Origin of the sequence: Gordonia sp. L191 (genome assembly GCF_030077625.1) — a bacterium.
In the GTDB taxonomy this organism is placed as follows: Bacteria; Actinomycetota; Actinomycetes; order Mycobacteriales; family Mycobacteriaceae; genus Gordonia; species Gordonia polyisoprenivorans_A.
The window spans coordinates 5,659,608-5,685,195 of the sequence record NZ_CP125996.1 but is presented as its reverse complement, the minus strand read 5'-3'; the positions used below and the strand labels follow the sequence as shown (position 1 = coordinate 5,685,195).

At 67.3% G+C, this 25,588-nt stretch carries 22 protein-coding genes; 13 read left to right on the top strand and 9 right to left on the bottom strand.

Annotation, left to right across the window (positions count from 1 at the left end; translation table 11 throughout):
• Both QNM97_RS25640 and QNM97_RS25635 read right to left on the bottom strand, forming a co-directional pair.
• Window positions 1–1,032 (bottom strand): isopenicillin N synthase family dioxygenase, encoded by a 1,032-nt coding sequence (locus tag QNM97_RS25640; RefSeq protein ID WP_283820892.1) that lies wholly within the window; start codon window positions 1,030–1,032, stop codon window positions 1–3.
• Complete coding sequence (locus tag QNM97_RS25635; RefSeq protein WP_283820891.1) at window positions 1,029–1,532, bottom strand: nucleoside deaminase; 504 nt, start codon at window positions 1,530–1,532, stop codon at window positions 1,029–1,031. Before QNM97_RS25635 ends, QNM97_RS25640 begins: the two co-directional genes overlap by 4 nt.
• 9 nt (window positions 1,533–1,541) lie before the next feature.
• On the opposite strand from QNM97_RS25635, the gene QNM97_RS25630 reads away from it, so the two are divergent.
• Both QNM97_RS25630 and QNM97_RS25625 read left to right on the top strand, forming a co-directional pair.
• On the top strand, window positions 1,542–3,188 hold the full coding sequence (locus tag QNM97_RS25630) for a helix-turn-helix domain-containing protein (RefSeq protein ID WP_283820890.1): 1,647 nt from the start codon (window positions 1,542–1,544) through the stop codon (window positions 3,186–3,188).
• A gap of 369 nt (window positions 3,189–3,557) precedes the next feature.
• Window positions 3,558–4,844 (top strand): HNH endonuclease, encoded by a 1,287-nt coding sequence (locus QNM97_RS25625; protein WP_283820889.1) that lies wholly within the window; start codon window positions 3,558–3,560, stop codon window positions 4,842–4,844.
• Window positions 4,845–5,365: 521 nt separating this feature from the next.
• Here QNM97_RS25625 and QNM97_RS25620 read toward each other — a convergent pair.
• The 4 genes from QNM97_RS25620 to QNM97_RS25605 all read right to left on the bottom strand — a co-directional run bounded on the left by QNM97_RS25620 (window position 5,366) and on the right by QNM97_RS25605 (window position 9,776).
• Window positions 5,366–6,772, bottom strand: coding sequence for a purine-cytosine permease family protein (locus QNM97_RS25620; RefSeq protein ID WP_283820888.1), 1,407 nt, complete (start codon window positions 6,770–6,772; stop codon window positions 5,366–5,368).
• 90 nt (window positions 6,773–6,862) lie between these two features.
• Window positions 6,863–7,492 (bottom strand): LutC/YkgG family protein, encoded by a 630-nt coding sequence (locus QNM97_RS25615; RefSeq protein WP_283820887.1) that lies wholly within the window; start codon window positions 7,490–7,492, stop codon window positions 6,863–6,865.
• Window positions 7,489–9,039 carry a LutB/LldF family L-lactate oxidation iron-sulfur protein gene (locus tag QNM97_RS25610; RefSeq protein ID WP_283820886.1) on the bottom strand — a complete coding sequence of 517 codons (1,551 nt, stop codon included), beginning with the start codon at window positions 9,037–9,039 and terminating at the stop codon, window positions 7,489–7,491. Before QNM97_RS25610 ends, QNM97_RS25615 begins: the two co-directional genes overlap by 4 nt.
• A complete protein-coding gene (locus QNM97_RS25605; protein ID WP_283820885.1) occupies window positions 9,036–9,776 on the bottom strand; it encodes a (Fe-S)-binding protein in 741 nt (246 codons plus the stop codon). Before QNM97_RS25605 ends, QNM97_RS25610 begins: the two co-directional genes overlap by 4 nt.
• Window positions 9,777–9,979: 203 nt before the next feature.
• Between QNM97_RS25605 and QNM97_RS25600 the strand changes: the two genes are divergently transcribed.
• From QNM97_RS25600 to QNM97_RS25590, 3 genes are all read left to right on the top strand, one after another.
• On the top strand, window positions 9,980–10,750 hold the full coding sequence (locus QNM97_RS25600) for a FadR/GntR family transcriptional regulator (protein ID WP_208793132.1): 771 nt from the start codon (window positions 9,980–9,982) through the stop codon (window positions 10,748–10,750).
• Between the two features lie 82 nt (window positions 10,751–10,832).
• Complete coding sequence (locus QNM97_RS25595) at window positions 10,833–11,471, top strand: TetR/AcrR family transcriptional regulator (RefSeq protein ID WP_208793133.1); 639 nt, start codon at window positions 10,833–10,835, stop codon at window positions 11,469–11,471.
• Window positions 11,468–13,540, top strand: coding sequence for a neutral/alkaline non-lysosomal ceramidase N-terminal domain-containing protein (locus tag QNM97_RS25590; protein WP_283820884.1), 2,073 nt, complete (start codon window positions 11,468–11,470; stop codon window positions 13,538–13,540). Before QNM97_RS25595 ends, QNM97_RS25590 begins: the two co-directional genes overlap by 4 nt.
• Window positions 13,541–13,547: 7 nt before the next feature.
• Here QNM97_RS25590 and QNM97_RS25585 read toward each other — a convergent pair whose 3' ends face one another.
• The 3 genes from QNM97_RS25585 to QNM97_RS25575 form a co-directional block, all read right to left on the bottom strand.
• Window positions 13,548–15,149, bottom strand: a complete 1,602-nt coding sequence (locus tag QNM97_RS25585; RefSeq protein ID WP_283820883.1) for an MFS transporter — start codon at window positions 15,147–15,149, stop codon at window positions 13,548–13,550.
• A gap of 77 nt (window positions 15,150–15,226) precedes the next feature.
• On the bottom strand, window positions 15,227–16,009 hold the full coding sequence (locus QNM97_RS25580; RefSeq protein WP_283820882.1) for an enoyl-CoA hydratase: 783 nt from the start codon (window positions 16,007–16,009) through the stop codon (window positions 15,227–15,229).
• A gap of 70 nt (window positions 16,010–16,079) precedes the next feature.
• Complete coding sequence (locus tag QNM97_RS25575) at window positions 16,080–17,186, bottom strand: enoyl-CoA hydratase/isomerase family protein (RefSeq protein WP_283820881.1); 1,107 nt, start codon at window positions 17,184–17,186, stop codon at window positions 16,080–16,082.
• Between the two features lie 340 nt (window positions 17,187–17,526).
• On the opposite strand from QNM97_RS25575, the gene QNM97_RS25570 reads away from it, so the two are divergent.
• From QNM97_RS25570 to QNM97_RS25535, 8 genes are read left to right on the top strand one after another with little or no spacing between them, the layout of a single operon-like run.
• On the top strand, window positions 17,527–18,051 hold the full coding sequence (locus QNM97_RS25570) for an MSMEG_0572/Sll0783 family nitrogen starvation response protein (RefSeq protein WP_283820880.1): 525 nt from the start codon (window positions 17,527–17,529) through the stop codon (window positions 18,049–18,051).
• A 34-nt stretch (window positions 18,052–18,085) separates the two neighbouring features.
• Window positions 18,086–18,976, top strand: a complete 891-nt coding sequence (locus QNM97_RS25565) for a carbon-nitrogen hydrolase family protein (protein WP_094601318.1) — start codon at window positions 18,086–18,088, stop codon at window positions 18,974–18,976.
• Window positions 18,969–19,265 (top strand): MSMEG_0570 family nitrogen starvation response protein, encoded by a 297-nt coding sequence (locus QNM97_RS25560; protein WP_079928626.1) that lies wholly within the window; start codon window positions 18,969–18,971, stop codon window positions 19,263–19,265. The genes QNM97_RS25565 and QNM97_RS25560 overlap by 8 nt, the downstream gene beginning before the upstream one ends.
• A 24-nt stretch (window positions 19,266–19,289) precedes the next feature.
• Window positions 19,290–20,576 carry an MSMEG_0569 family flavin-dependent oxidoreductase gene (locus QNM97_RS25555; RefSeq protein ID WP_283820879.1) on the top strand — a complete coding sequence of 429 codons (1,287 nt, stop codon included), beginning with the start codon at window positions 19,290–19,292 and terminating at the stop codon, window positions 20,574–20,576.
• Window positions 20,577–20,611: 35 nt separating this feature from the next.
• A complete protein-coding gene (locus tag QNM97_RS25550; protein WP_283820878.1) occupies window positions 20,612–21,667 on the top strand; it encodes an MSMEG_0568 family radical SAM protein in 1,056 nt (351 codons plus the stop codon).
• A gap of 4 nt (window positions 21,668–21,671) precedes the next feature.
• On the top strand, window positions 21,672–23,129 hold the full coding sequence (locus tag QNM97_RS25545; protein WP_283823329.1) for an MSMEG_0567/sll0787 family protein: 1,458 nt from the start codon (window positions 21,672–21,674) through the stop codon (window positions 23,127–23,129).
• A 43-nt stretch (window positions 23,130–23,172) separates the two neighbouring features.
• Window positions 23,173–24,024 (top strand): carbon-nitrogen hydrolase family protein, encoded by an 852-nt coding sequence (locus tag QNM97_RS25540; protein WP_208793141.1) that lies wholly within the window; start codon window positions 23,173–23,175, stop codon window positions 24,022–24,024.
• Window positions 24,025–24,032: 8 nt separating this feature from the next.
• Window positions 24,033–25,127, top strand: coding sequence for an MSMEG_0565 family glycosyltransferase (locus tag QNM97_RS25535; RefSeq protein ID WP_283820877.1), 1,095 nt, complete (start codon window positions 24,033–24,035; stop codon window positions 25,125–25,127).
• Window positions 25,128–25,588 lie beyond the last annotated feature (461 nt).

Here is a 25,588-nt window from a genome sequence, read left to right as displayed (position 1 = left end):
TCACCCCAGGGTGATCGCGTCCAGCCGCTCCTTGATGAACTCCCCGGCGATCACATCGGGCCGCCCCGAGACCCGACCGACCGGCGGAGCCAGCGGAGTCACGACGGCGCCGTGATCGAGCTCGTAGAAGAAGATCAACGACACGAGATCCTCCTCCGGGCTCTCCGGCTGCGGTGGCAGCACACGATGACGCCCGGCCGGCCAACGTCCACCCGACCAGTACTCGAGAAGATCGCCGATGTTGATCGTGAGTGCCGTCGGATCGTACGGGGCGTCGGCCCAACCACTTTCGTCGCTGTACACCTGTAGGCCACCGGCTCCCGGTTCACGGTCGAGAACGGTGACCGTGCCGAAGTCGGTATGCGGGCCGATCCGGAACTGGCCGGGCTCGGGGTCGCCGACAACCGTCATCGGCGGATAGTGGTTGATGTTCGACGTCCAGGTGGCATTACCCGCCAAGCCGCGGAACGGGTTGTCCTCACCGGCCTTTCCGAGCGCCTCGGCCATCAGCGCGAGCAGGTCGTCGGAAAGTGCCTTCATCTGAGAGGTCCACGCGGTGAACAACTCCCGCAGTCGCGGGGTCTCGGTGGGCCAGACGTCGGGGGCGAACCAGTAGTCGTCGACCTCGGGAATCCCGACCGGGGTCTGCGCGCCGGAGTTATAGGTCTCCTTCAGGTCCGGTGGTGTTTCGGTGCCCTCGGCGTAGCCGTTGGCCTCCAGGCCGGGGCCGATCCATCCGCGACCGCCGACGCCGACCGCATACTGCGCCTTGACCTCGGCGGGCAGTGCGAAGAACTCACGGGCCGCGGCACGCAACGCCGCCGGAAGGAACGGATCGATCCCGTGTCCGGTCACCAGCAGGAAACCGGCCTTCTGCAGGGATTCGTCGACGGCCGCGCACACCTGCGCTGCGGCGTCCCCGCCCTGCCGCCACTGCTGCAGATCGACAGTGAGGATGGGGCTGGCGGTTTGGGGGCTGGCCGTTTGAGGGTTCGCGGTTTGGGGGTTCGCGGTCTGGTTCGCGGTGGTCATGCTGTCTCCTCGGCTGGGTCGGACTCGGTGTCGGCGACACCGATGTCCTCGTTCCACAGGTGCGGGCGGGTCTCGATGAAGCCACTCATCATCGCGATGCAGCGGTCGTCGTCGACGATGGTGACCTGCACTCCGAGCTCACGCAGCCAGTCCTGACCGCCGGAGAAGTTCGTCGTCTCGCCGATGACCACCGACCCGATCCCGAACTGGCGGATCAGCCCGCTGCAGTACCAGCAGGGAGCAAGGGTGGTGACCATGATCGTCGAGGAGTAGTCCCGTTGCCGGCCGGCGGCACGGAAGGCGTCGGTCTCGCCGTGCACCGACGGATCGTCATGCTGCACACGCCGATTGCGGCCCTGGCCGAGCAGGGTGCCGTCGGCGGCGAACAGGGCGGCACCGATGGGGATACCGCCCTCGGCGAGACCGGCCTGCGCCTGGCCGTAGGCGACGTCGAGCAAGGATCGCGGGTCGAGCCCGGTGTCGGCAATGGTGGAGGTCATGCTTCGAGAGTGCCGTCGGGCGCGGCCGTACTCAACCGACAATTCGTCCGGTCGCGAGCGCGCGCCAACGGGCATATCGTCGGCATCGTGTCTCAATCTCCGCTGCCCGCCGCACCGTCGCTCACTCTGCGGCACATGATCGACACGCACCTCGCTCCGGCCGGGCCGCGTGTGCTGACCGCCCACGACCGGCTCGACGCGCCGGTGAGCTGGGTGCATTCCAGCGAGATCTTCGAGATCGGCCCGTTGCTGACCGGTGGCGAACTATTGCTCACCACCGGCCTGGGCTTGGCCGGCCTGGACGCCGGTACCCGTCGTCATTATGTGCGTGACCTGGCCGAACGCGGCGTCGCCGGGTTGGCGTTCGAGGTCGGACGCAGCTTCGACGCGGTCCCCGAGGAGATGATCCGGGAGGGTTCGGCCGCGCACCTGCCGATCATCGAATTGACACGGATCGTGCCGTTCATCGAGGTGTGCCGGACGGCCAATACCGAGATCGTGTCCGACGAGGTCGGCGACCTGCGGCTACGCAGTGGACTCGACGCAACCCTGCATGACGACCTCGCCCGCGGCGCCGCGGCCGCGATGATCGAGCACATCGCCGAGGTGACCGGGACGCCGATCGTCGTGGTGGGTGGTGGCGGCGCCCTGCTCGCGGTCCACGGTGTGGACGACGATCGGGCCGCGTGGCGCGTCGTCGACGGCGCGATCGCCGCGCAACCGATCACGTTGCGCGGCCGCGAGATCGGGCAGGTCTTCGCGGGTCCGAGCGCCTCCTCGATACCCGTCGCACGTGTGCAGGCGCTGCTCGGTGTCGGAGCCGGACCGCTGGCGGCGGTATTGACCCGATCCGGTGGGCGGTCGTCCATCGGTGCACAACTGGTGGCCGAGCTCGTCGACCGTCGGCCTCTGCGGCGCGCGGATCTTCTTGCGCGGCTGTCGACGTCGGGATTACCGGTCAGCGACAAGGCCGTGCTCGTGCCGGTGGCCGGCCACGCACCCGATACCCGGATGGTCGAGACGGCGTTGTCGGCGGCTGCGGATCTCGGCGGACTCGTCCACGCCACCGTCGATGCGACCGTTTACGGTCTGGTCGTCACCACCGACGCCGGACTCACCGAACCGGCCGAGAAGGTCCGCGCGGCGCTGGCCGACGATCCGCGGCGCCTCGGCCGCCTCACCGTCGTCGTCGGGACGCCATGCCCGCTCGCCGACACCGGCGCGGGTCCCGGCCTTGCCCTGACGTTGGCCGACGAACTCCGCACTTGTTCGGAAAGGCTGGGTGTGGCAGTCGAATTGCGCTCTGCCGGCGGTACGGCCGCCGACATCCGGACCAGCCGTGAACTCGCCTCCGACGCCGCGGCGCGCGAGTTGTCGGACGGGCTGCGCACCGAGCTGAGCCGCATCATCGAGCCGCTGGTACGCCAGGATGCGACGTCATCCTCGCAACTCGTCCACACTCTCGAAGTTCATCTCACGTACGGATGCAGCGCCACCCGCTCGGCCGAGGCCCTCCACATCGGGCGCCAGAGTCTGTATCAGCGCCTCGATCGCATTCGCGTCTTACTCGGCTTTGACCCGACCACCCCGGCCATGTACGCATCGATATTGCTGGCCATCAACGTCTTTCACGCCGGGACTGCGGATCAGCGCTGACTTCCCCGCACGTCCGCTTCTGATGGTCGAGGAGTCCCTCCCCCCGCCCGACGAGGAGCACCCTCCCCCCGACGGCGAAGGCGCCCTCCACCCCCGATGGTCAAGACGCCCCCGATCGACGACCCCCTCCCGATGGTCGAGGTGCGAGCCGCGTGCGGCGAGCCTCGAGACCCGGCGAGACAACAAGCCCCCCAACCACATCCAAAGCAACACAAACGAAACCTGCACCCCCTACCACACCCCACCGACAGAAAATCAGCACCGAAACACGTTGTCCACAAGCAGAATTCACCAAAACACCCCTTGCATCGAACACCCTGGCGAGGTACACTGGACCCCTCACACCGATCAGCCACCGGGGAGGGGCCCATGATCGACACCACCACAATTCTTGACGCGGAAACCGTTGACGCCGAAGCAGTCTTCGCCACCATCGTCACCCAACTCAGCGACCTGCAATGGAACCCGGACATGACCGGACCCCAAGCCTTCGGCGCCATGAAACAAGTCCTGCTGCTTCGCAATCTGATCGATCACCACGCCACCACCCTCACCGGCGAACTTGATCGCCTGGGCGTCGCCGATCACAAAACCACCCGACTTCGGGAGTTGTTGATCAGCATGGGTTTCGCGCCCTCGGTCGCAGGTCGGTACGTGCGCATCTCGGCCACTACCGATGTCGGTCTGTTGGCGCATGCCGCGGACGGGTCTATCTCGTCGGAGCACACCGATGCCATCGTCCGCGGGTTGGCGCACATCGACACCCGCTCCCCCGAACCTTTGGACACCGTCCAACGGTGTGAATATCTCCGGAAACTGCTGTCACACTACTTCGCCGACTTCACCCCCGCCGAAATCAACCTCTACGCACGGCAGCTGGGTAACGAGCTCGCCGCGGAGACGCCTGGCGGGTTACCAGCCGCCGAGGACAAGAGAATCAACTCCTACACCGACCGCATCACCGACGACGGACGGTTGGAGATCTCGGCGAACCTCGACATCATCGCCGGGGAAAAGACCCGCACCCTGATGGAAACCTTGTCGGCGCCCAAGCCTCAACCCGACGGGTCACCCGATCCGCGGACGCCCGAACAGATCTGTGCCGCCGCGTTCGAAACGATCGTCGAACTCGCGGCACAAGGATTGGCCGACACCACCTTCTCGACGAAACCCACCAACGGGTTGTTGTGGACCTGGTCAGCCGACAACCCGGCCCTCGGCGGGGACCTACAGAACATGGGCGCGATCACCGAAGCGACCGCCAAAATGTTGTCGTGCGACACCACCATCACCACGATCACCCTCAACACCGACGGCGCACCCCTCGACGTCGGACGCCAGGAACGCTTCTTCACCCCCGGCCAACGCAAAGCACTACTCGTCAGGGATCGCGGATGCATCACATGCGGCGCCCACGCCGGCCGCTGCCAAGCACACCACGTGCAGCACTGGGCCGACGGTGGTCCCACCGACCTCGACAACGGCTGCCTGCTCTGCACCAGCTGCCACGACGACGTCCACCACCACGGCTGGGACATCATCATGGGATACGACCGACACCCCTGGCTCATCCCACCCGCCACTGTGGATCCGAAACGACGGCCAGTGCCGTCGTATCACCGCCGCACCATGCGACTCGACGACGCAGCAGCCTGATTCCCGCACCCGGCCGGCCGGGACCGCATCTGATCTTTGAGAACTCCATAGAGATTGTCCTCACCCGATGGTCGAGGTGTCGTGCCCGTGGCCCGGAAGCCTGTCGGCACACGAGGTCTCGAGGCTCGTCGCTAGCGCTCCTCGGCACCTCGACCACCGGGCAGGAAGGGCCACCGGGTGAGGGAAGGCCGAGTCGCCTTCCATGGCTAGTAGTTTCCCCCCGATGGTCGAGGTGCGAGCCGCGTGCGGCGAGCCTCGAGACCGCTTGTAGCAGCACTGGAACTGGACTACCGTGCCCCGGACACTCTTCAGCACAACAGGTCTCGAGGCTCGTCGCTGGCTCTCCTCGGCACCTCGACCATCGGGATGGGGCGGCCATCGGATGGGAAGTCCTGGAGCATTCCACGCGGGGTGGACGGCCACCGGGATGGGAACGGTCCTCCCCGATGGTCGAGGTGCGAGCCGCGTGCGGCGAGCCTCGAGACCGCCGCAAGCAAACGCTGGAACCCTACGCCAACGCGTCAGCCGTACTGCTGCACCGACTTCTCGACCCGGGAGCGGGCCAGGAGGAGGTAGGCGATGAAGGCGATGGCGAAGCCGACGAAGGCGCCGATGTCACCGAGTTCGGGCACCGCCCGGACGATGAAGCCGACAAACCGTTCCTGGTTGCAGAACAACAGGACCGAGGCGACGAGAGCGATGACGAACGCGGCCAGGCCACCCCAGTTGGTGTATTTGCGGTCATAGAGGAGTTCGAGGGACGGCGGCTCGCGTCGCAGCACACGGTCGGCGAAAACCACGCCGAGCCAGGGACCGATCCAGTACGCGACCAGCAGCAGGAACGCCTCGTAGGAGGCGGCGGCGTCGGCCAGCGCCCACCAGGCGACAAGGAACCCGACGACACCGAAGAACACCGACACCAGTGCCCGCTGCGCGCCAACGGGAAGTTTGAATCCCATCGTCACGAAAGCCATTGCGCCCGAATACACATTGATGGCGTTGGCCGCGATCGCTCCCACCGCGATGGCGAGCAGGGTGAGGTCGGCGATGGCCGACGGGAAGTTGGCGGTGAATGCGTCCGTGGGGTTGTCCGACGTCGGCGCACCGATCGTCATCGACGCGGCACCGACCACCATCAGCAGTGTGCACGAGAGGAACAGGCCGGCCGAGGCGAACAGCCCGGTCTGCATCTTCGACACGGTCGGCGGTAGGTAGCGGGTGTAGTCGGCGGCGTAGGGCGTCCAGCCCGCCGTGTAGCCGAACGAGGCGCCCACCGCGAGGAGGAAGCCGCCCATCGAGAAGCCGCCCTCGGCCGATCCCGCCGACACATCGGATTTGCTGAAGATGATGACCGCGCCGATGAGGAAGACGATCGCGAGGATCGGGGCCGCCAGTCGCTCGAAGCGTTGCACCAGATTGTGGCCGAAGAACGCAAATGCCGTCTGCAGCACCACGATCACGATGAGCCCGGCTATCGGGGTGATGCCGAGCAGGGTAGACAACGCGAAGGCGCCGCTGACGCTGTTGGTGGCAAACCACCCGACGCCGCACATCACCGCCATGAACGTCGCCGGCAGGATGTTGCCGTTGTGACCGAAGGCCAAGCGCCCCAACACCATCTGCGGCACACCATGCAGCGGCCCCTCGGCGGAGAGCAAGAAATGCGCGACCGCGCCCAGCAGGTTGCCGATCACCACGGCGCCGACGGCCTGCCAGAACGACAGACCGAAGTAGGCGACCGAGATGACGCCGACGAAGATCGTCGCGAACTCGAGGTTCGGGGCGGTCCACGTCCAGAACAGCCCTCGGGGTTTGCCGTGGCGGGCCTCGAGGGGAATCGGCTCGTTGCCGCCGGGCTCGACGGCGAGAACCTTGCCGCCGTATTCGACGGCTGCCGGATCGGCGGAAATATCGGGTGTAGCTGTCATGGCGATACTGTGCTGCGTCCACCTCCACCCGGCAACCGACGATCTGTCAGTTGATCGCCGCCCACGTCGGGACAATCCGCCCACCCGGCTTCAGCCGACGATCACCACGTGCAAGGTGCGCGGACCGTGCACGCCCTCGACGCGGTCGAGTTCGATGTCGCTGGTGGCGCTGGGGCCGCTGATCCAGGTTTGCGGGCGGGCGGCCGCACCGTCGGCGATCAGCCGGGCTACGGCCTCGGGGACATCACTGACGATCTGTGCGGCGTCAACGAGGCAGAGGTGGACGTCGGGCACCAGCGACAACGCGCGCCGACCCTGCCCGACGCCGTGGTCCAACACGATGGTGCCGGTGTTGGCGATCCCGACGGCGGCCGTGGTCACCACCGCGCCGACCCGGTCGAGTTGTGTCGGGGAAAGTGTCTCGTCATCGATCCAGTTCCCTTCGATGCCCAGGCGCAAACGCAACGCCGGGTCGGCGAGCACCCGCCCGTCGACCTCGGCCAGTGCCGCGGAGATCCGCTGCGCCAGGTCGTGCTCTCCGACGCGTTCGACGACGGCACGGTAGTCGGCCACGCGTTCGGCGAAACGCCCGACGGTGTCGAGATCGCCGGTCGGCACCGCTTGTCCGTAGTCCCAGTCGATCCCACTCGCGCGAGATGCGTCGTCGACGTCGGAGATCGCAGCTCGGACGCGGCTCAGGATGTCCTCGCGCGCGCTCATCGGTCCTCCTCCCCGGACGCGCGGTTCCCGCGTTCTCGTTTCCACCAGTCGCGGAACGATTCCGCGGGCGGCACCGGGACGTCGCGCGCCGAGCTCCACGCCGACAACGGCCACGGCAGGGCGCCGATCGTCGTGCGCTTGCCGAAGAACCGGTGGCTGGTGGTGGCCGCCTTCTGCGCCGCCTCGAGCCGCCGATGATCGGCGAACATCCACGCACCGGCCTTCATCGCGGCGGCCTCACCGCTCGGCAGCCCACCTCGCTTCTCGTCGACGACACGGGTTCGTAAGTGCACCAAAATGTCCGGGATGTTGATACGCACGGGACACACATCGAAGCACGCCCCGCACAAACTGGAGGCGAACGGCAGCGACTTGTCGACCGCCGACGACGTACCCCGTAGCTGCGGGGTGAGGATCGCGCCGATCGGCCCGGGATAGACCGAACCGTAGGCGTGTCCGCCGGCACGCTCGTACACCGGACACACATTCAGACACGCCGAACATCGGATGCAGCGCAAAGCATCTCGGCCGACCTCGTCGGCGAGCGCGTCGGTGCGATGGTTGTCCAGCAAGACGATGTGCACGTTCTGGGGTCCGTCGCCGGGGGTGACGCCGGTCCAGATCGAGGTGTACGGGTTCTCGCGCTCGCCGGTACTCGACCGCGGCAGCACCTGCAGGAAGACCTCGAGGTCGGACCAGGTGGGCAGGATCTTCTCTATGCCCACCACCGAGATCAGCGTTTCCGGCAGGGTCAGGCACATGCGGCCGTTGCCCTCGGATTCGACGACGACGAGACTACCGGTGTCGGCGACCGCGAAGTTCGCGCCACTGATGCCGACCTTGGCGCGTAAGAACTTTTCGCGCAGATGAAGTCGGGCGGCCTCTGCGAGCCGCTTGGGATCGTCGGTGAGATCGTCGGGCGCCGGACGGCCGACCTCCTTCATCCGTCGCAGGAAGATCTCACGGACCTCGCTGCGATTGCGGTGGATGGCCGGCACGAGGATGTGACTGGGCCAGTCGTCGCCGAGTTGGACGATGAGTTCGGCGAGATCGGTCTCCCAGGCGTCGATCCCCGCATCCTGGAGGGCTTCGTTGAGTTCGATCTCCTGGGTGGCCATCGATTTGACCTTGACCACCTCGTCGGCGCCGGTCTGACGAACCAGGTCGACGACGATCCGGTTGGCCTCCTGCGCATCCCGGGCCCAGTGCACCACGGCCCCGGCGGCACTCGCCTTCTCCTCGAACTCGATCAGATAGCGGTCGAGGTTACGCAGGGTACGATTCTTGATCTGTTCGGCGGCAACGCGCAACTGCTCCCAGTTGTCGAGTTCGCCGACCACCCCGGCCCGCTTGGTGCGGATGATCCCGGTGGCGTGGGCAAGATTTCGACGTTGGGTGGTGTTGGCCAGCTCGGCCCTGGCGGCCTCGGGGAACTTCGGCATCCCGACGAAGGTCGAGGTGACCCCGACGTGCGGATGACCGGAGCCCAACGCCAGTGACGGTGCCATCGTGGGCATCTCGTGCACCGGGTCGCGAGAGGTGGTCATGCAGGCTCCTTCTCGGTGGAGGCCAGGATCTCGGCGAGGTGCATCATCCGGACCCCGGCACGTTCCCGGTTGAGTAGTCCCCCGATGTGGGCGAGGCAGGAATTGTCGCCCGCCACCAGCACTTCGGCGGCGGTCTTCTTGACATGCGCGGACTTGTCGGAGCCCATCGCCACCGAGGTGTCGGCGTTCTTCATCGCGAAGGTGCCGCCGAATCCACAACACTGTTCGGCCGCAGGCAGTTCCACCAGATCGATACCCTTGACGGCCCGCAATAGCTGCAACGGTTTGTCGCCGACGCGCAGCATGCGCAGCGAATGACAGGTGGGGTGATAGGTAACCCGGTGCGGGAAGTACGCGCCGACGTCGGTGACACCGAGGACGTCGACGAGGAATTCGCTGAGCTCGTACACCTTCGGGGTATAGGCAGCCACCGCGTCCTGCAACCCGCGGTCGCCCGAGCGGGCGGCCAGACCCGGATGCTGATGGCGCACAGAGCCGATGCAGGAGGCCGAGGGCGCGACAACCGCGTCGAACTCACCGAAAACCTGGGCGAACTGCCGCACGCCGGGAATCGCCTCGTCGGCGTAGCCGGTGTTGGTGAACATCTGACCGCAGCAGGTCTGCTCGACGGGGAACTCGACCTCGACGCCGAGTCGCTCGAGCAGCAGCACGGTCGCTCGGGGCGTGCCGGGCCACATCGTGTCGTTGAAGCAGGTGGCGAACAGGGCGACCCTCATGCCGGGTGTCCCGATCGCGTGATCGATGGCCGGGTTTCACGTTCGGGGATTCGCATGCGGACTCCACGGAGTTGGCTGGGGCTGTGAACTGGAAAGACCTGTGGTCTGACCACATGATTCACGGTAGGGTGATCCCGTCGCGCCTGTCAACAGCGCGACCCGGATCGACGCGGGAACCAGACCCCGCACGGAAGGTGGTTTCCATGACGATCGGCCGGTCATCCGCGACGGAGGCCGCACCCAGCCCGAACTGGCAACCGGTGGCGCGTACCCGCACCTACGAGATGGTGATCGACGCGATCGAGGAGCAGATCCTCTCCGGTGCACTGGGGGTCGGCGATCCACTGCCGCCCGAGCGCGATCTGGCCGCACGCCTGCAGGTCAGCCGGCCCGCGGTGCGCGAGGCGTTGCGCGTCCTCGAGGCTCAGGGCGTGCTCCGATCGGCGGTCGGCAGCGGCGCCGGCGCCGGCACCTTCGTCGCCGCGATGCCCGCCGAAGCACTGACCCACTTTTTGCGCCTGCACATCGCGCTGTCGAACTTCGCGTTCGCCGACGTCGTCGACGCGCGGGTGACGCTGGAGTCCTCGAGCGTCGAATTGGCCGCGCGGGCACACGATCCCGCACGCCTCGCGCCGGTCCACGAGGCGATGGCCGCGATGGAGGCCGCCGTCGACGATCGCGCCGCCTTCAACGACGCCGACATCGCCTTTCACACCGCCATCGCCGAAGCCGGCGGCAATCGGCTCGTCACCGCGATGACCGTCGCCATCCGCAACGCCCAGCGTCGCGCGATCCTTGCCGCCTTCACCGACGTCGAGGACTGGGCCGCTCTGCGCGCGGGATTGATGGCCGAGCACCACGAGATCCTCGACGCCATCACCGCCGGCGACGCGGATCGTGCGTCCCGACTCGCCGCACGGCACATCCGCAACGCCTATGACAGTCTGCCCACCCTGCACCACCACACGATCTGACGAATTCTCGCAATCCGCGCGACAGATCACCACCCGTGATGCATAGTTGACCGAACGATCAACTGATCCGGGGGGATTCTCGATGCGCCGAATGACGTTCGACGAGCGCCGTGCGGAACTGATCGACGCCGCGATCCGGGTGATCGCACGCGACGGACTCGCCGCGGCCACCACACGGGCGATCGTCGGTGAGGCCGACATGCCGCAGGGCGCACTGTTCTACATCTTCTCCTCGCGCGAGGCACTGATCAGCGCCGTGATCGAGGAGATCACCAGCGCCGAACGACTCGGCGCGCTGCTCAGCGTGGAACTCACCGACCCCGGTACCGGACTCACCGAGGTGCTGACCGCGGCGATGGACGCCTACCTGCGCCTCCTGGAAAGCGATCCGAGGCGAGAGATCGCGCTGCTCGAGGTTGCCACCCACGCGATGCGCCACGATCCCGAAGCCGGGCGTCGCCAATGGGAGGTCTACCGGTCGGCGGTCGCCGACGCGCTGCGCTTCATCGCCGAGACGATGTCACTGCGGTGGACGATGCCGACCGACGAACTCGCCCACATGGTCACCTCATCGCTCGACGGACTGACGCTGTCGTGGCTCACCGACCGTGACAGCGACGCCGCGCGGCGCCACATCGCCGTGTTGGCCACCACTTTTGCCGCGATGGCCACACCCGCCGACGATGCGGGCAAGGCCGGTTCGGAGGGACGACAACGATGACGGACACCGCGAGAGCAGCCGGGGTCAGCCGGCGAGGGCTACTGGCCGGAGCGGCGGTCGGCGCCACGGCACTCGGCGTGGCCGGTGTCGCCGCCCCGTCCGGCTCGGCACAGGCGGCACCATCGGGCGGCTATCTCGTCGGCGCCGGACGCGGTGACATCACCGGAGCCATTGCCGGACAAGGCATGATGGGATACTCCGATCTCTCGCAGGTGGCCACCGGACTCCTGCAACGCGTGTGGGCGCGCGCATACATCATCGCCGACGCCGCCACCGGCACCCGGATCGTCTTCGTCAACGCCGATCTCGCGTGCATCTTCGAATCCCACCGGGTCGGCGTGATGAAGGCGCTGACGCAACGCTTCGGCAACGTCTACACCAACGAGAACGTCAACATCAACGCCACGCACAATCACAACTCGTGCGGCGGTACCGCCTGGGACTACGCGTACGTCCTTGCCGCACTGGGGCATCGGGAGAACTCGTATCGCGCCGAGGTCGACGGGATCGTCGAGGCCATCGTCGCCGCACACAACAGTCTCGCTCCGGGAACGCTCGAGCTCGGCCACAGCGAGCTGCACGATGCCAGCGCCAACCGTTCGCTGCAGGCGTTCGTCCGCAATCCCGCAGCCGACCAGAAGCACTTCCCCGAACACATCGACCCCCAGGTCACCGCGTTACGACTGCGTCAGGGCGGCACCGTGATCGGCGAGATCACCTGGTTCGCCACGCACGGCACCTCGCTCACCGACGCCAACACCCTGATCTCCAGTGACAACAAGGGCTACGCGTCCTATCTGGCCGAGAGCGCGAATCCCGGTGTGGTGGCCGCATTTCCGCAGACCAATGCCGGCGACATGACACCGAACCTGTGGCTGCGCAAGATGCACCCCGGCGGACCCACCGCCGACCACCGCACCAACCGGGTGATGATCGGCGACCGCCAACACCGCGCCGCACAACGTGCTTTCGCCGCAGCTCGGCCGTTGACCGGCGCCATCAGCTACGCCTATCGCTTCCTCGATCTCTCCGACATCCGGATCGACGGCCACTACACCCCGGACGGAAAACCCACCCGCACCACCCCGGCGATCATGGGTGCCGCCGCCGCGGCCACCAGCACCGAAGACAACACGCGGAGCCAGCTGAGCTTTCTCCAGGAAGGTGTGACGCTGCCGTTCGCGCAGGCCCTCGGCGTCGACACCAGCGCGACGCCGCCGGAGTGGGCGGTCGCGATCCAGGCACCGAAGTTCGACCTGTTCCCGCTCGGCTACCTTCCCCCACGACCCTGGATAGAGCAGGTGCTGCCGATCCAGCTGATCCGGATCGGCGACCTCGTCCTGGCTTGCGGGCCTGCCGAATTCACCATCGTCGCCGGGTTGCGCATCCGGCGTATCGTCGCCGACACACTGCGCGTGCCACTGGAGAACGTGCTGATGCAGGGCTATGCCAACGGCTACAGCCAGTACGTGACGACGCCGGAGGAGTTCCTGTCGCAACAGTACGAGGGCGGCGAGACACTCTTCGGGCGCTACACATTGTGCGCCTACATGCAGGAGTTCGACCGGTTGGCCCGCACGATGGCCGCGGGAAGGCGCGGCGATCTCGGACCGACGCCCGCCGACACCAGTGGGCTGCAACCGAATCTTCTCGCACCGGTCCCCGCCGACACCCCGGTCCGCGACACCACCTTCGGTGCGGTCGTCTCCGCACCGAGATCCACCTACGTTGCCGGACAATCGGTCTCGGTGTCGTTCTCCGGAGCACATCCGAGCAATCGTGTGCGACGTGTGCCCGCCGACGGGTCCCGGCCCACCGACGGCTATTACGTGATCGAGCGTTTCGACGGGGGACGCTGGATCACCACGGAGGACGACACCGGGGCGGCAAGCGAACTCGACTGGAAGCGCCCCGACGGTCAGGATTCGGCATCGATCGTGACCATCACGTGGCGAATCCCGCAGGGCGCACACGGTCGTCATCGCATCCGGTATTTCGGTGACGTCAAGTCGGCGACCGGTCGTCTACGCCCGATCGTCGGCGTCAGCCCGGCATTCGAGGTGACCTGAACACCGCTCAGGTGTCGTCGGAGGCCGATACCCCGCGTTCGGAGGCGTAGCGGCGCATCGCTTCTCGCTCCTTGGCCGCCTTCGGATAGCACACGGCCACCAGCAGGGCCCCGCATCCGACGATGACGATCGCCGCCGCGTTCGCCCGGGCGTCACCGTGCACGAAGGCCTCGCGTGCGGCGGTGATGATCTCGTGCGAGTACTGCGGATAGCGTTGTGCCAGATCCGCGGCGCTGGCAAAGGATTTGGTGAGCACCGCCTGGGTCTCGCTGCTGACGTGGTCGGCGTCGGGTGAGGCGGAGATCGCCGCCGTCAACGTCTTGGCGTACCCGGCGGTGAGGATCGCCCCGAGCACCGACTGCATGATCGCGCCACCGAGATCGCGCTGCAGATCCGAGGTGCTCGATGCCATTCCGGCGCGTGAGACCGGCACCGAGCCGGTCAACGAATGCGACGCCGGGGTGCCGGCGAATCCGACGCCCGCGCCGATCAGGATGTAGGTACCGATCACCGACCAGATGGGCGCGGTGTCGTGCCACATGATCAGTGCCAGTGCCAGGCCGAGAATGATGAACAGGTACCCGATGAGCAGGGTGTAGCGAGATCCGATGGACTCCACGAGTTTCGCCGACTGCGGTGCGACCACCACCATCGCCGCGGCGGCGGGCAGGGCCATCGCACCGGAGGCGAGAGTGGAGTAGCCGAGCACGTTCTGCAGATACTGCTGACCAACGAACATCGCACCCATCAGGGTGCCGAAGATGACGATGCCGCCGACCGCCGCCACCCAGAACGTCGGCCGGGCGGCGATCCGGAAGTCGTAGAGCGGCACCCTGATCCGAAGCTGGCGCCACACGAACACGACGATCGAGACCACCGCGATCGCCGCGAGCACCCACACCGTGGTCCGCATGTTGCTCAGCGGGGCGAAGTTGATTGCAAGCACGGTGGCACCCACCAGCACGATCGACAGGACGCCGCCGAGGTTGTCGACGGCGACGGCGGTGTCACCGCGGTCGGGAGGCACGAGGAACCACGCGCCGGCCAGCGCGAGCACGGCGAGCGGCAACGTCACCAAAAAGACCGATTGCCAGGCGAATTGCTCCAGCAACGCCCCCGACACGACGGGTCCGGTCGCCGAGATCGCCGCGCCGATCGCCGACCACGCCGCAATCGCGCCGGTACGGCGGGCACCGGTCCACAGGGCCGTGATGATCGCCAGGGTCGTCGGATAGGCCAGACCGGCCGAAATCCCGCCGAGGACACGTGCGGCGAACAAGACGTTCGGACCCACCGCGAAACCGGCGATCAGCGACGCCGGCAGCGTCAACAACATGCCGGCGATGAGCAGTCGCCGCCGACCGAAACGGTCGCCCAGTACACCGAAGTACAACACCGACGCCGCCAGTCCCAGCGAGTAGCCGACGGCGATCAGATTCAGCTGCGTCGAGCTGGCGTCGAGGGCCTTGCCGATATCGGGCAGTGCGACATTGGCCACGGACAGATTGATGTTGGCGACACCGGCCACCAGGATCAGCGCCCCGAGTACCAGGGCCGCCCGTGGCGGACTCGTCCCCTTGTCGCTGTCGATGGCATCGGTCGTCGTCACGCGTCGAGCCTACGACGGAGGTGCCCGTTTCACGGCGTATCGCCGCACTCGTCACCCCGGTCGGGTGACCCGACGGGTCACCGGTGGGTGAACCGCGGCTCCCGCTTCTCGACGAACGCGGCCATCCCCTCGGTTTGGTCATCGGTGGCGAAGGTCGAATAGAACAGCGCGCGTTCGGCGCGAACACCTTCGGTGAGGCTCGATTCGAAGGCGCGGTTCACCGCGTCCTTGGCCAGCGCGGTCGCGATCGCCGACTTCGACGCGATGGTCGCCGCGACGTCGAGTGCGGTGTCGAGCGCTTCCTCGGTGGGCACCACCCGCGACACCAGACCCATGCGTTCGGCCTCGTCGACCTTCATCTGCCGGCCCGTCAGCACCATGTCCATCGCCTTGGCCTTGCCCACCGCGCGGGTCAGGCGCTGCGATCCGCCGATGCCGGGGATGACACCGAGGTTGATCTCAGGCTGCCCGAAGACGGCGTTCTCGCCGGCGATGATCGTGTCGCACAGCATCGCCAGCTCACACCCGCCGCCCAGCGCGTACCCGGTCACGGCGGCGATGATGGGGGTTCGGCTGCGCGACAGCTCATCCCACGCACCGAAGAACGACTCGTTGACCACCTCGGCGTAGGTCTTCGACGACATCTCCTTGATGTCGGCGCCGGCGGCGAACGCCTTCTGCGATCCGGTCAGCACGATCGCCCCGATACCCGCGTCGGCGTCGAACTCCTTGACCGCGGCGACCACCTCGGTCATCAGTTCGGTGTTGAGCGCGTTGAGTGCCTTGGGACGGTTGAGGGTGATGATGCCGATGCGGTCGCGGCGCTCGATCAGGATCGTCTGCGGTTCGGTGGTGCTCATGGTGACTCCTTCGTCAATGGCTTCGGTTCGTCAATGGCTTCGGCGGCGGAGCTTCTCGTGCCAGGAAAGGTCAGGCGCCGGTGTGGGATTCGACCTCGAAGGTCAGTTCGACGTCGTCGGGCAGCGGCGCGAAGAACGCGTCGATCACGGAGTCGTCGATCGTGTCGGCGGGCCGCCAGACGGGGTTGCGGTCCTTGTCGATGACCTGAGCTCGGATGCCCTCGGCGAGGTCGGGAAACAGCAACGAGCGCAACGACACCCGGTATTCACGGCGCAACGAGTCGGCCAGTGTCGCGTCGTGCTGCGCCTCCCGCAGCGAACGCAGCGCCACCCGCAGGGCCAGTGGGCTTTTCGCGGCGATCCGTTCGGCGGTCTTCGTTGCGAAGTCCGAGCCGACGGCGCGGCATCGCGCGATGATCTCGTCGACGCCGTCGGCGGCGAAGGCCTCGGCGATCCACGATCGCTGCTCGAGCAGCCCCGCGGCGGGCGGTTCGATCGAGAACTGGGCGAGCACCTCGCCGGCCGGCCGGTCGGCGAGCGCTGCGACGAGTTCGTCGAGTTTCTCGGCGGGCACATAGTGGTCGGCGAGTCCGAGGGCGATCGCCTCGGCGCCGTCGATCGGTGCGGCCGTCAGCGCGAGGTAGGTGCCGAACTGGTCGGGGACCTGCGCGAGCAGATGGGTGCCGCCGACGTCGGGCACGAAGCCGATGCCGACCTCGGGCATCGCGAGTTTGGTGCGGTCGGTGACGACGCGGGTGTTGCCGTGGGCGGAGATCCCGACGCCGCCGCCCATGACGATGCCGTCCATGATCGCGACGTAGGGCTTGGGGTAGTTCGCGATGTACTCGTTGAGGAGGTATTCGTCGTGCCAGAAGCGTCCGGACGGGCTCGCCGCGGCGTCGCGGTCGTCGTGGGCGCCGCCCTCGGCGTCGACGCCGCTGAGTGCGACGCCGTCGCGATGGATGGCGACGATGTCGCCGCCGGCACAGAGGCCTCTCTCACCGGTCCCGGAGATCACCACGGTCTCGATCGCGTCGTCCGTCGCCCACGCATGTAGCGCGTTGTCCATGGTCAGCGCCATCTCGTGGTCGAGGGCGTTGATCGACTTCGGGCGATTGAGCACCAGGTGGGCCACCCGCCCCCGGCGTTCCGTGCGGATCGACGCATCGTCGGCCATCGGTTTCCTTCCCTCACGCTGTCACATGCTCGAGCGGCGCTCGCCTGTCTGCAATAGTTGCATATCCTAGTTTCTCCACGCGCACAAGGTCCAGGCGCACAGGTCGGCCTACCATGGGGAACAGGCGTCGGTGGCGCTCCGGGTACGCCGAGGGCTGTGTTACACGAATCCGGCGATCCCTTATTCCGCCGGTAACCACCACGCAATACTCGAGGTCTGAAATTGGTGGCAGGTGACCGACCGGCCCACGCCGACTCCGATCCCCGTTCACATCCCGGGCAACGTCGCCCACCCCCTCATTCGCCGCGCACATCCACGCGCCGTCTCCACAGGAGAAGCCATGCCCGCATTCGACGAGACCATCACCGAGAACATCGCCACCTCCCTCGCCGAGATCCCCCATCCGTCACTTCCCAAGGGCTCCAACATCTATGGCGGAACCAAGATCTTCCCCGATTACCAGGCGGAGAACGGCGAATCGTACTTCACCCTCGTCCACGGCATCGCCCACGAGTCATCGGTCTCGTTCGTCGCCGTCCTACAGGCCACCCGGGCACTGCGCAAGGGATTCGAGTCGGCGATCTACTTCTACGGACCCGGCGCCATCAATTGCCTTGCCACACGCGGCTTCCCGACCACCGGCGATTCGGGCTTCCCCGGCGAACAGAACATCAACGACTCCTTGGCCACCTTCATCTCCGAGGGCGGGACGGTCTTCTGCTGCCGATTCGGGCTCGCCCTGCACGGCGGCCGCGAAGAGGATCTGATCGAGGGCGTGATCCCGGCACATCCGCTCGACGTGCAAGACGCTCTCATCCACTACGCCCGCAAGGGCGCGATCATCAACTCCACCTACATGGTGTGAGCCGAGTTCCCATGCCCACCACCAGGATCACCTCATGACGACACTAGCCGCCGTCGCGGCCAACTTCACCCGCGACCTCGAGGACAACTATCGGGTGATCGCCGACCACGTCGAACGGGCCCGAGCAGCCGGAGTCGATTTCCTCGTCTTTCCCGAGGCCGCCATCGGCGGCTACCTCTCCTCACTGGGCAATCACGGCGACACCGTCGCGACCACCAGTCGCTCACTGCCACCGGCGATCTCGCTCGATGGTCCGGAGATCGCGCGCGTTCAGGCGATCGCGGGTGACATGCTCATCGCGATCGGCTTCTGTGAACTCGCCGAGGACGGGGTCACGCGGTACAACGCCGCAGCCGTTCTCGACGGGGACCGGATCTACGGCAGCTACCGCAAGGTGCATCAACCGTTGGGCGAGAACATGTCCTATTCCGCGGGCACCGAGTATGGGGTCTTCGATACTCCGGTCGGGCGCGTCGGCCTGCAGATCTGCTACGACAAGGCCTTTCCCGAAGCAGCACGCATCATGGCGCTGCAGGGTGCCGAGATCATCGCGAGCCTCTCGGCGTGGCCGGCCGCCCGCACCGCAACGGCGGAGAACCTGCAGGAAGACCGCTGGACCTACCGCTTCAATCTCTTCGATACCGCACGCGCACTGGACAATCAGGTCTTCTGGATCGCCGCCAACCAGTCCGGGACCTTCGGTTCGCTGCGGTACGTCGGCAACGCCAAGATCGTCGATCCCGGCGGCAACGTCCTGGATTCGACGCTCCTCGGCAGCGGGATGGCCGTCGCCGAGGTCGATATCGACGCCACCTTCACCGCCATGCGCGCCGGCATGTTCCATCTGCGCGACCGGCGGCCCGATGCCTACGGACTCATCACCGACACCGAGGCAGCGGCGTGGCGGGAACCCGCTCATGCCTGAGATGACTTTCGCGGTGCGCTGGCCGGACGGGCGTGTGCAGGAATGCTATTCGCCGTCGCTGGTTGTTCACGACCATCTGAGCAGCGGCCATCACTACACGGTCGCCGAGTTCCGCGCCCGCAGCCTCGTCGCACTCGGTGAGGCCGCCGAGCGCGTCCGTGCCACGTTCGGTTTCGCCTGCACCTCGGCGGCGGCGACAGCCGAAGCGATCACCGTCACCGCAACCGATTTCGCCGACGATGCCGTCGTCGAAGTCCTGAGCATGCACCCGCCACTCCCCCACCCCTGAATCCCCACATCGTTCGGAGCTCCCATGAGCACTTCCGCCCATCCCCCCCACATCCCCGTCGTCATCGTCGGCGGCGGCCAGGCCGGCCTGTCGGTCAGTTGGTATCTCGGCAAGGCGCACATCGATCACGTCGTCATCGAGAGCGACACACCCATGCACGCCTGGGCCGACACCCGTTGGGACAACTTCACCCTCGTCACCCCCAACTGGCACTGCCGGCTGCCCGGCTACTCCTACGACGGCGCCGATCCCGACGGGTTCATGACCCGCGACGAGGTGGTCACCTGGCTCGCGGGCTGGCTGGAGACCTTCGAGCCGCCGCTGCGCACCCACACCACCGTGACGCGCCTGTCCCGGATCGCCGACGACCGATTCGAGCTGACCGTGAGCGGCGACGCCGGCGAGGAAGTTCTCACTTGCGATCAGGTGGTCATCGCCACCGGCGGCTACCCACTGCCCGTCGTCCCGGCGTTCGCCTCCGCGCTCGATCCCACTGTTACGCAGATCCATTCGGAGCAGTACCGCAACGCCGACCAACTGCCCGACGGGGCGGTGCTCGTCGTCGGGTCCGGTCAGTCGGGGGCGCAGATCGCCGAGGATCTCCATCTCGCCGGCCGCGAGGTACATCTCGCGATCGGCAACGCTCCCCGCGTCGCGCGCACCTACCGTGGACGCGACTGCATGACGTGGCTGGCCGAGATGGGCCTCTACGACACCCCGGCGCAGGAGTATCACGGCGGAAAGGCCGCCCGAGAGAAGACCAACCACTATGTCACCGGGCGTGACGGCGGCCGTGACATCGACCTGCGGCGTTTCGCGCTCGAGGGGATGCGGTTGTACGGCACCCTCGTCGACGGGAAAGACAGCGGCCTACGATTCGCGCCGACGCTGACCGCGGCCCTCGACAACGCCGATACGGTGTACAACTCCATCTGCGCCGACATCGACCGCCACATCGAGGCCAACGGCATCGACGCACCTCCACCGACCCGATACACCCCGGTGTGGCAACCCGATTCGCAACCCGAGTCCCTCGATCTGGCCGACGCCGGCATCACCTCCATCGTCTGGGCGATCGGCTACCGACCCGACTACCGGTGGATCGAGGCCAGCGCCTTCGACGGGTCGGGCCGTCCGATGCAGACCCGCGGCATCACCGAGGTACCCGGTCTGAGTTTTGTCGGTCTGCCGTGGATGCACACCTGGGGCTCCGGACGATTCCTCGGCATCGACCGCGACGCTCGCCACATCGCGGAAACGATCTGCGAGGGCACCACCCGCTCACCGTTACGCCTCGCCGCGAGTCAATAACCCTGCTCCCTCACCCCACCGATCGGAGGATGATCATGAGCGTCTCCACCCGCGTCGACCTCGCACTGCTGGGCATCCGGGGCACGCCACCGGTCCATCGCACCGGCGGTGCCGGTCCGAGCGATGACGGTCACCTCGTCATCGACGGACTGCACGCCGCGATTCCCCGGAACGACAACAGCCCCTTCATCTTCGACGGTGATCGCGTTCTCCTCGACGGGGAGGACGTCGGTGTGCAGATCACCCCGATCGGCCGGCCGAGGTTCTACGATCTCGCCACCGCCGACGGAGTTCCGTACGAGCAGATCGCGAGGCTGCACGGTCAGAACGTCTTGGCCACCACCGTCGTTCAGACCTGCATCCGCTACGCCGAGGATCAACGCTGCCGGTTCTGCTCCATCGAGGAGTCGCTGCGAGCCGGTTCCACGACCGCGGTCAAGCGACCCCACGAACTCGCCGAGGTCGCGCGTGCCGCCGTCGACCTCGACGGTGTGACCCAGATGGTGATGACGACCGGGACGTCGGCCGGACATGACCGGGGCGCACGGCATCTCGCACGATGTGTCCGCGCGGTGAAGGACGCCGTCCCCGACCTCCCCATCCAGGTGCAGTGCGAGCCGCCCGCCGATCTCTCGGTCCTGGGCGACCTGCGCGACGCCGGTGCCGATGCGATCGGCATCCACGTCGAATCCCTCGACGACGAGGTCCGACGCCGGTGGATGCCGGGGAAGTCGACGGTACCGCTCGCCGAATACCGGGCGGCCTGGGCCGAGGCCGTCCGCGTGTTCGGCCGCAACCAGGTCTCCACCTACCTCCTCGTCGGATTGGGCGAGGATGCCGACGAGATGATCTCCGGCGCCAAGGAACTCGCCGACATGGGGGTCTACCCGTTCATCGTGCCGTTCCGCCCGCAACAGGGCACCCTGGCTGTCGATGTGGATGGCGCCACCGGCCCCGACGCGGCGACGGTGGAGAAGATCAGCCGCGAGGTCGCGTCACACCTGCAGCTCATCGACATGGCCGGCAGCGACCAACGCGCCGGATGCGCCGCGTGCGGGGCGTGCAGCGTGCTGGCGAATGTCGGTGGGTGAGAACATGCTCGACCACCGGACCCTCCCCCACGCCGCACCACCCGCTCCCGCTCGGGGTGACCTCTCGATCCTCGCGGGCACCCCGCATCGCCGACAGTCCGGCACCGAGACCACCCACCTGATCCGCGTCGCCGACTCCCGCGCCGAGATGGACGCCTATCGATCTCTGCGGCGCGCCGAATTCGTGGTCCGGCAAGGACTTTTCGACGGAAGCGATGCCGACGACGTCGACGACGATCCACGCATGGTGGCGTTGATCGCCGTCACCGATGACGGTGCCGTGGTCGGCGGGGTGCGGGTGGCTCCCTGTCTGGACCCCGACATCGGATATTGGGCGGGCAGCCGACTCGTCGTCGACCCCGACCGTCCGATCCGCGGTGTGGGCGCGGCATTGATCCGGGCCGCGTGCGCCTACGTGGAGACAGCGGGCGCCCTACGGTTCGACGCATGCGTCCAGGACCGTTTCGCCGGGTTGTTCACCGGACTCGGCTGGGAGGACTGCGGCGCCGACGTCACCGTGCGCGGCCGGGCTCATCGCCGGATGCGGTGGCCGATCGGTCGCATCCAGCGAGCCGCCGACGCCACCAAAGCGCCTCTGGCGCAAGTTCTCATGCCGTTCCGGGCCCAACCGATGGGGTTGGGTCCGGCGGGATTTCGCGGTGACGACGGCGCGCCGGTCCCCGGTACCGATCTGATCGCGGCCTGCGACGCGATCGTTCCGTCCATGGTCGAGCGGGATCCCGAGTGGGCCGGGTGGTGCTCGGTACTGGTCAACATCAACGACCTTGCCGCGATGGGCGCGACGCCGGTCGGTCTGCTCGACGCGGTCGGCGGCCCGACCCGGGCACACGTCGAACGCGTGGTCCGCGGTATCGCCGAGGCCGCTGATGCTTGGGGCACAGCGGTTCTCGGCGGCCACACGCAGCTCGGGGTGCCGTCGGCATTGTCGGTGACCGCGCTGGGCCGCACCGACCATCCGATCGCCGCGGGCGCCGGCCGCGTCGGCGACGTCGTGTCCCTGCTCGCCGACACCACCGGCGGGTGGCGACCCGGATATCACGGAAGGCAATGGGACAGCACCAGTTCCCGCCACCCCGACGAGCTGCGACGGATGACAGGGTTGCCGGCGCGGTTGCGCCCGCGCGCCGCGAAAGATGTCAGTATGGCCGGCGTGATCGGCACGTTGGGAATGCTCGCGGAAGCGTCGGGGACCGGTGCCGAACTCGATGTTGCCGCGGTGCCGCGGCCTACTGAAGCCGCGATGGGTGACTGGCTCACCTGTTTTCCGGGGTACGGCATGCTCGTCACCGACACCCGACCCGCCGATCCCGGGTCGGCCGCACCCGTGGTGTCGGCGGCATGTGGACGTTTGGTGGCGGGCGCCGGGGTGCGGCTGCGCTGGCCGGACGGGGTCAGTACCGTCGCCGTGGACCGCGGTGTGACCGGGCTCGGGGCGGCATGAGTTACCCATCAACCGACCACCTCACTCGGTAGGCTGAACGTCCATGACAACCGTGACACTCGGAGCTCTCGCCGCGCACTTCGGCCGCGACGTCGAGCGCGCAGTGTCCAAGGCGCTGGGCATCATCGAGGCCGCCGCACGCGAGGGTGTGGACCTGCTGGTCTTTCCCGACGCCGCACTCGGCGGGTACATCGGCGATCTTCGCGCGCCCGACGTCGACGACCTGCCACCCACCCTCGACCGTGACGGACCCGAATTGGCGGCCATCGCCACCGCCGCGGGAAAGATGGTGGTGTGCATCGGTTATGCCGAGGCAGCCGATGGGGTTCGGTACAACTCGGCGGTCTGTGTCAACGGTGACGGTGTGCTCGGAACACATCGCAAGGTGCACCAGCCCGCCGGCGAGTCCCTCGCGTACACGGCCGGTGATCGGTTCGAGGCGTTCGACACCCCGATCGGCCGGCTCGGCATGCTGATCGACTACGACAAGACCTTCCCGGAGTCGGCGCGCACCCTGGCTCTCGACGGGGCGACGACCATCGCCGCGCTCTCGGCCTGGCCGGCCAGCGTCACCGACCGTGCTGCACGGCTACCCGCCGACCGCCAGTCGCGCCTGTTCGACCTCTACGACAGTGCCCGCGCCGCGGAAAACCAGGTGTTCGTGGTGTCGTCGAATCTGACCGGCATCACCGGGTCGCTGCGATTCCTGGGTCAGGCCAAGGTCGTCGGCCCCGGCGGTGACATCCTGACGACCACCCGTTCCAAGGGTGGGCTGGCCAAGGTCACCGTCGACGTCGAGCACGAGATCGGCCGGGCCCGTAGGGTTCTGGACCACCTGGCCGAGTTGCGCACCGACGCCTACCGGTTGCCGAGCGATACCGAGATCAGGAGATGACGAACTCCATGCGCATTGCACTCCTGACGTATTCGACCAAACCGCGTGGCGGGGTGGTCCACACCCTCAATCTCGCCGAGGCACTGGCCGATCAGGGCGCCGAGGTGACGGTGTGGTCGTTGGCGCGAGGAGGCGACGAGGGATTCTTCCGAACTGTGAATCCATCGGTCGCGGTGCGCCTCATCCCGTTTCCCGATCGTGAGAACGAGTCCATCACCGACCGGATCATGCGGTCGATCACCACGATGCGTGAACAGTTCGACGCCACCGCCACCGACATCGTGCACGCCCAGGACTGCATCAGTGCCAACGCCGTCGGACGTTGCATCCGCACGATCCACCATCTCGACCAATTCACCACCCCGATCCTCGTCGATTGCCACGAGAAGGCCGTCGTCAACCCGTATGCGCGGATCTGCGTGTCACGGTCGGTCGCCGAGGAGGTTCGAGCCGGATGGGGACTGCACCCCACGGTGATTCCGAACGGGGTCGACCACACTCGATTCTCGGTCGCGGCCGGCCCGGAGCCTTCGGCTGCCACCGCTCGACAGCGATGGCGGGACCAGTTGGGCCCCTTCGTATTGGCGGTCGGTGGCATCGAACCCCGCAAGGGCAGTATCGATCTCGTCGAGTCCTTCGCGTTGCTGCGGGCTCGCGTCCCGGACCTGTCACTCGTCTTCGCCGGCGGTGAGACCCTCTTCGACTACCGCGACTATCGCGCGGAATTCGACCGGCGCGCCCACGATCTCGGTGTCGAGCCCGTTGTGCTCGGTGCGGTCGCCGACGACGTGCTGCCGTCGCTGGTCGCCGCGTGTGACGTCTTCGCCTTCCCGTCGACCAAGGAGGGATTCGGGCTGGCCGCCATGGAGGCGCTGGCCGCCGGCCGCCCCGTCGTCGCCCGCGATCTGCCGATCCTCCGTGAGGTGTTCGGTGAGACCGTGCGGTATGCCACCGATCCTGCCGACCTCGCCGACCACCTCGCCGCCGCCCTCGCCGATCCCGATTCGCGCGTCGACGCCGGGCGCGCCCTGACCCGATCCCTCACCTGGGAGTCTGCCGCGAGGGCGCACCTGGATTTCTATCGCGAGCATCCGACCTGGTAGTCCGTGGGCTGGAACCAGCACCGTGGCAGGCGGTCTCGAGGCGCACGCGCCTCACACCTCGACCATCGGTGGGGAAAGCCGCGGTGTTCCCTCGACGACGGTCGCCGTTCCCCGATAGTCGAGGAGCCCCGCGCGAGCGCAGCGAGCCGGAGCGTCTCGAGACCACCCGAGCCATCGCTGAGATCCGAAACCAGCCTTGACACAAGTGGTCTCGAGGCTCGGCGCACGCGCCTCGCACCTCGACCACCGGGGAAACGCCCTGCCACCCGCCCCCGGTGGGGAAAACCCCGCTTCGGCGGCGCCTCTAGCCGATGGTCGAGGTGCCGAGGAGCGCCAGCGACGAGGCCTCGAGACCCCCTATCCACCAAACTCGGTCAAAACCCTTGACCGAGTTGACCGTTACAGGTGTTTCTGGCCACGAGTGTGTTACAGAAGTGACAGGTGGGGTGTCAACTGAGGCG

Excerpts from the sequence above, each read along its gene's own strand:
- QNM97_RS25640 (WP_283820892.1), bottom strand. The coding sequence starts at position 1,032 with ATGACCACCGCGAACCAGACCGCGAACCCCCAAACCGCGAACCCTCAA.
- QNM97_RS25635 (WP_283820891.1), bottom strand. The coding sequence starts at position 1,532 with ATGACCTCCACCATTGCCGACACCGGGCTCGACCCGCGATCCTTGCTC.
- QNM97_RS25625 (WP_283820889.1), top strand. The coding sequence starts at position 3,558 with ATGATCGACACCACCACAATTCTTGACGCGGAAACCGTTGACGCCGAA.
- QNM97_RS25620 (WP_283820888.1), bottom strand. The coding sequence starts at position 6,772 with ATGACAGCTACACCCGATATTTCCGCCGATCCGGCAGCCGTCGAATAC.
- QNM97_RS25615 (WP_283820887.1), bottom strand. The coding sequence starts at position 7,492 with ATGAGCGCGCGCGAGGACATCCTGAGCCGCGTCCGAGCTGCGATCTCC.
- QNM97_RS25610 (WP_283820886.1), bottom strand. The coding sequence starts at position 9,039 with ATGACCACCTCTCGCGACCCGGTGCACGAGATGCCCACGATGGCACCG.
- QNM97_RS25605 (WP_283820885.1), bottom strand. The coding sequence starts at position 9,776 with ATGAGGGTCGCCCTGTTCGCCACCTGCTTCAACGACACGATGTGGCCC.
- QNM97_RS25600 (WP_208793132.1), top strand. The coding sequence starts at position 9,980 with ATGACGATCGGCCGGTCATCCGCGACGGAGGCCGCACCCAGCCCGAAC.
- QNM97_RS25595 (WP_208793133.1), top strand. The coding sequence starts at position 10,833 with ATGCGCCGAATGACGTTCGACGAGCGCCGTGCGGAACTGATCGACGCC.
- QNM97_RS25590 (WP_283820884.1), top strand. The coding sequence starts at position 11,468 with ATGACGGACACCGCGAGAGCAGCCGGGGTCAGCCGGCGAGGGCTACTG.
- QNM97_RS25580 (WP_283820882.1), bottom strand. The coding sequence starts at position 16,009 with ATGAGCACCACCGAACCGCAGACGATCCTGATCGAGCGCCGCGACCGC.
- QNM97_RS25575 (WP_283820881.1), bottom strand. The coding sequence starts at position 17,186 with ATGGCCGACGATGCGTCGATCCGCACGGAACGCCGGGGGCGGGTGGCC.
- QNM97_RS25570 (WP_283820880.1), top strand. The coding sequence starts at position 17,527 with ATGCCCGCATTCGACGAGACCATCACCGAGAACATCGCCACCTCCCTC.
- QNM97_RS25565 (WP_094601318.1), top strand. The coding sequence starts at position 18,086 with ATGACGACACTAGCCGCCGTCGCGGCCAACTTCACCCGCGACCTCGAG.
- QNM97_RS25560 (WP_079928626.1), top strand. The coding sequence starts at position 18,969 with ATGCCTGAGATGACTTTCGCGGTGCGCTGGCCGGACGGGCGTGTGCAG.
- QNM97_RS25555 (WP_283820879.1), top strand. The coding sequence starts at position 19,290 with ATGAGCACTTCCGCCCATCCCCCCCACATCCCCGTCGTCATCGTCGGC.
- QNM97_RS25550 (WP_283820878.1), top strand. The coding sequence starts at position 20,612 with ATGAGCGTCTCCACCCGCGTCGACCTCGCACTGCTGGGCATCCGGGGC.
- QNM97_RS25545 (WP_283823329.1), top strand. The coding sequence starts at position 21,672 with ATGCTCGACCACCGGACCCTCCCCCACGCCGCACCACCCGCTCCCGCT.
- QNM97_RS25540 (WP_208793141.1), top strand. The coding sequence starts at position 23,173 with ATGACAACCGTGACACTCGGAGCTCTCGCCGCGCACTTCGGCCGCGAC.
- QNM97_RS25535 (WP_283820877.1), top strand. The coding sequence starts at position 24,033 with ATGCGCATTGCACTCCTGACGTATTCGACCAAACCGCGTGGCGGGGTG.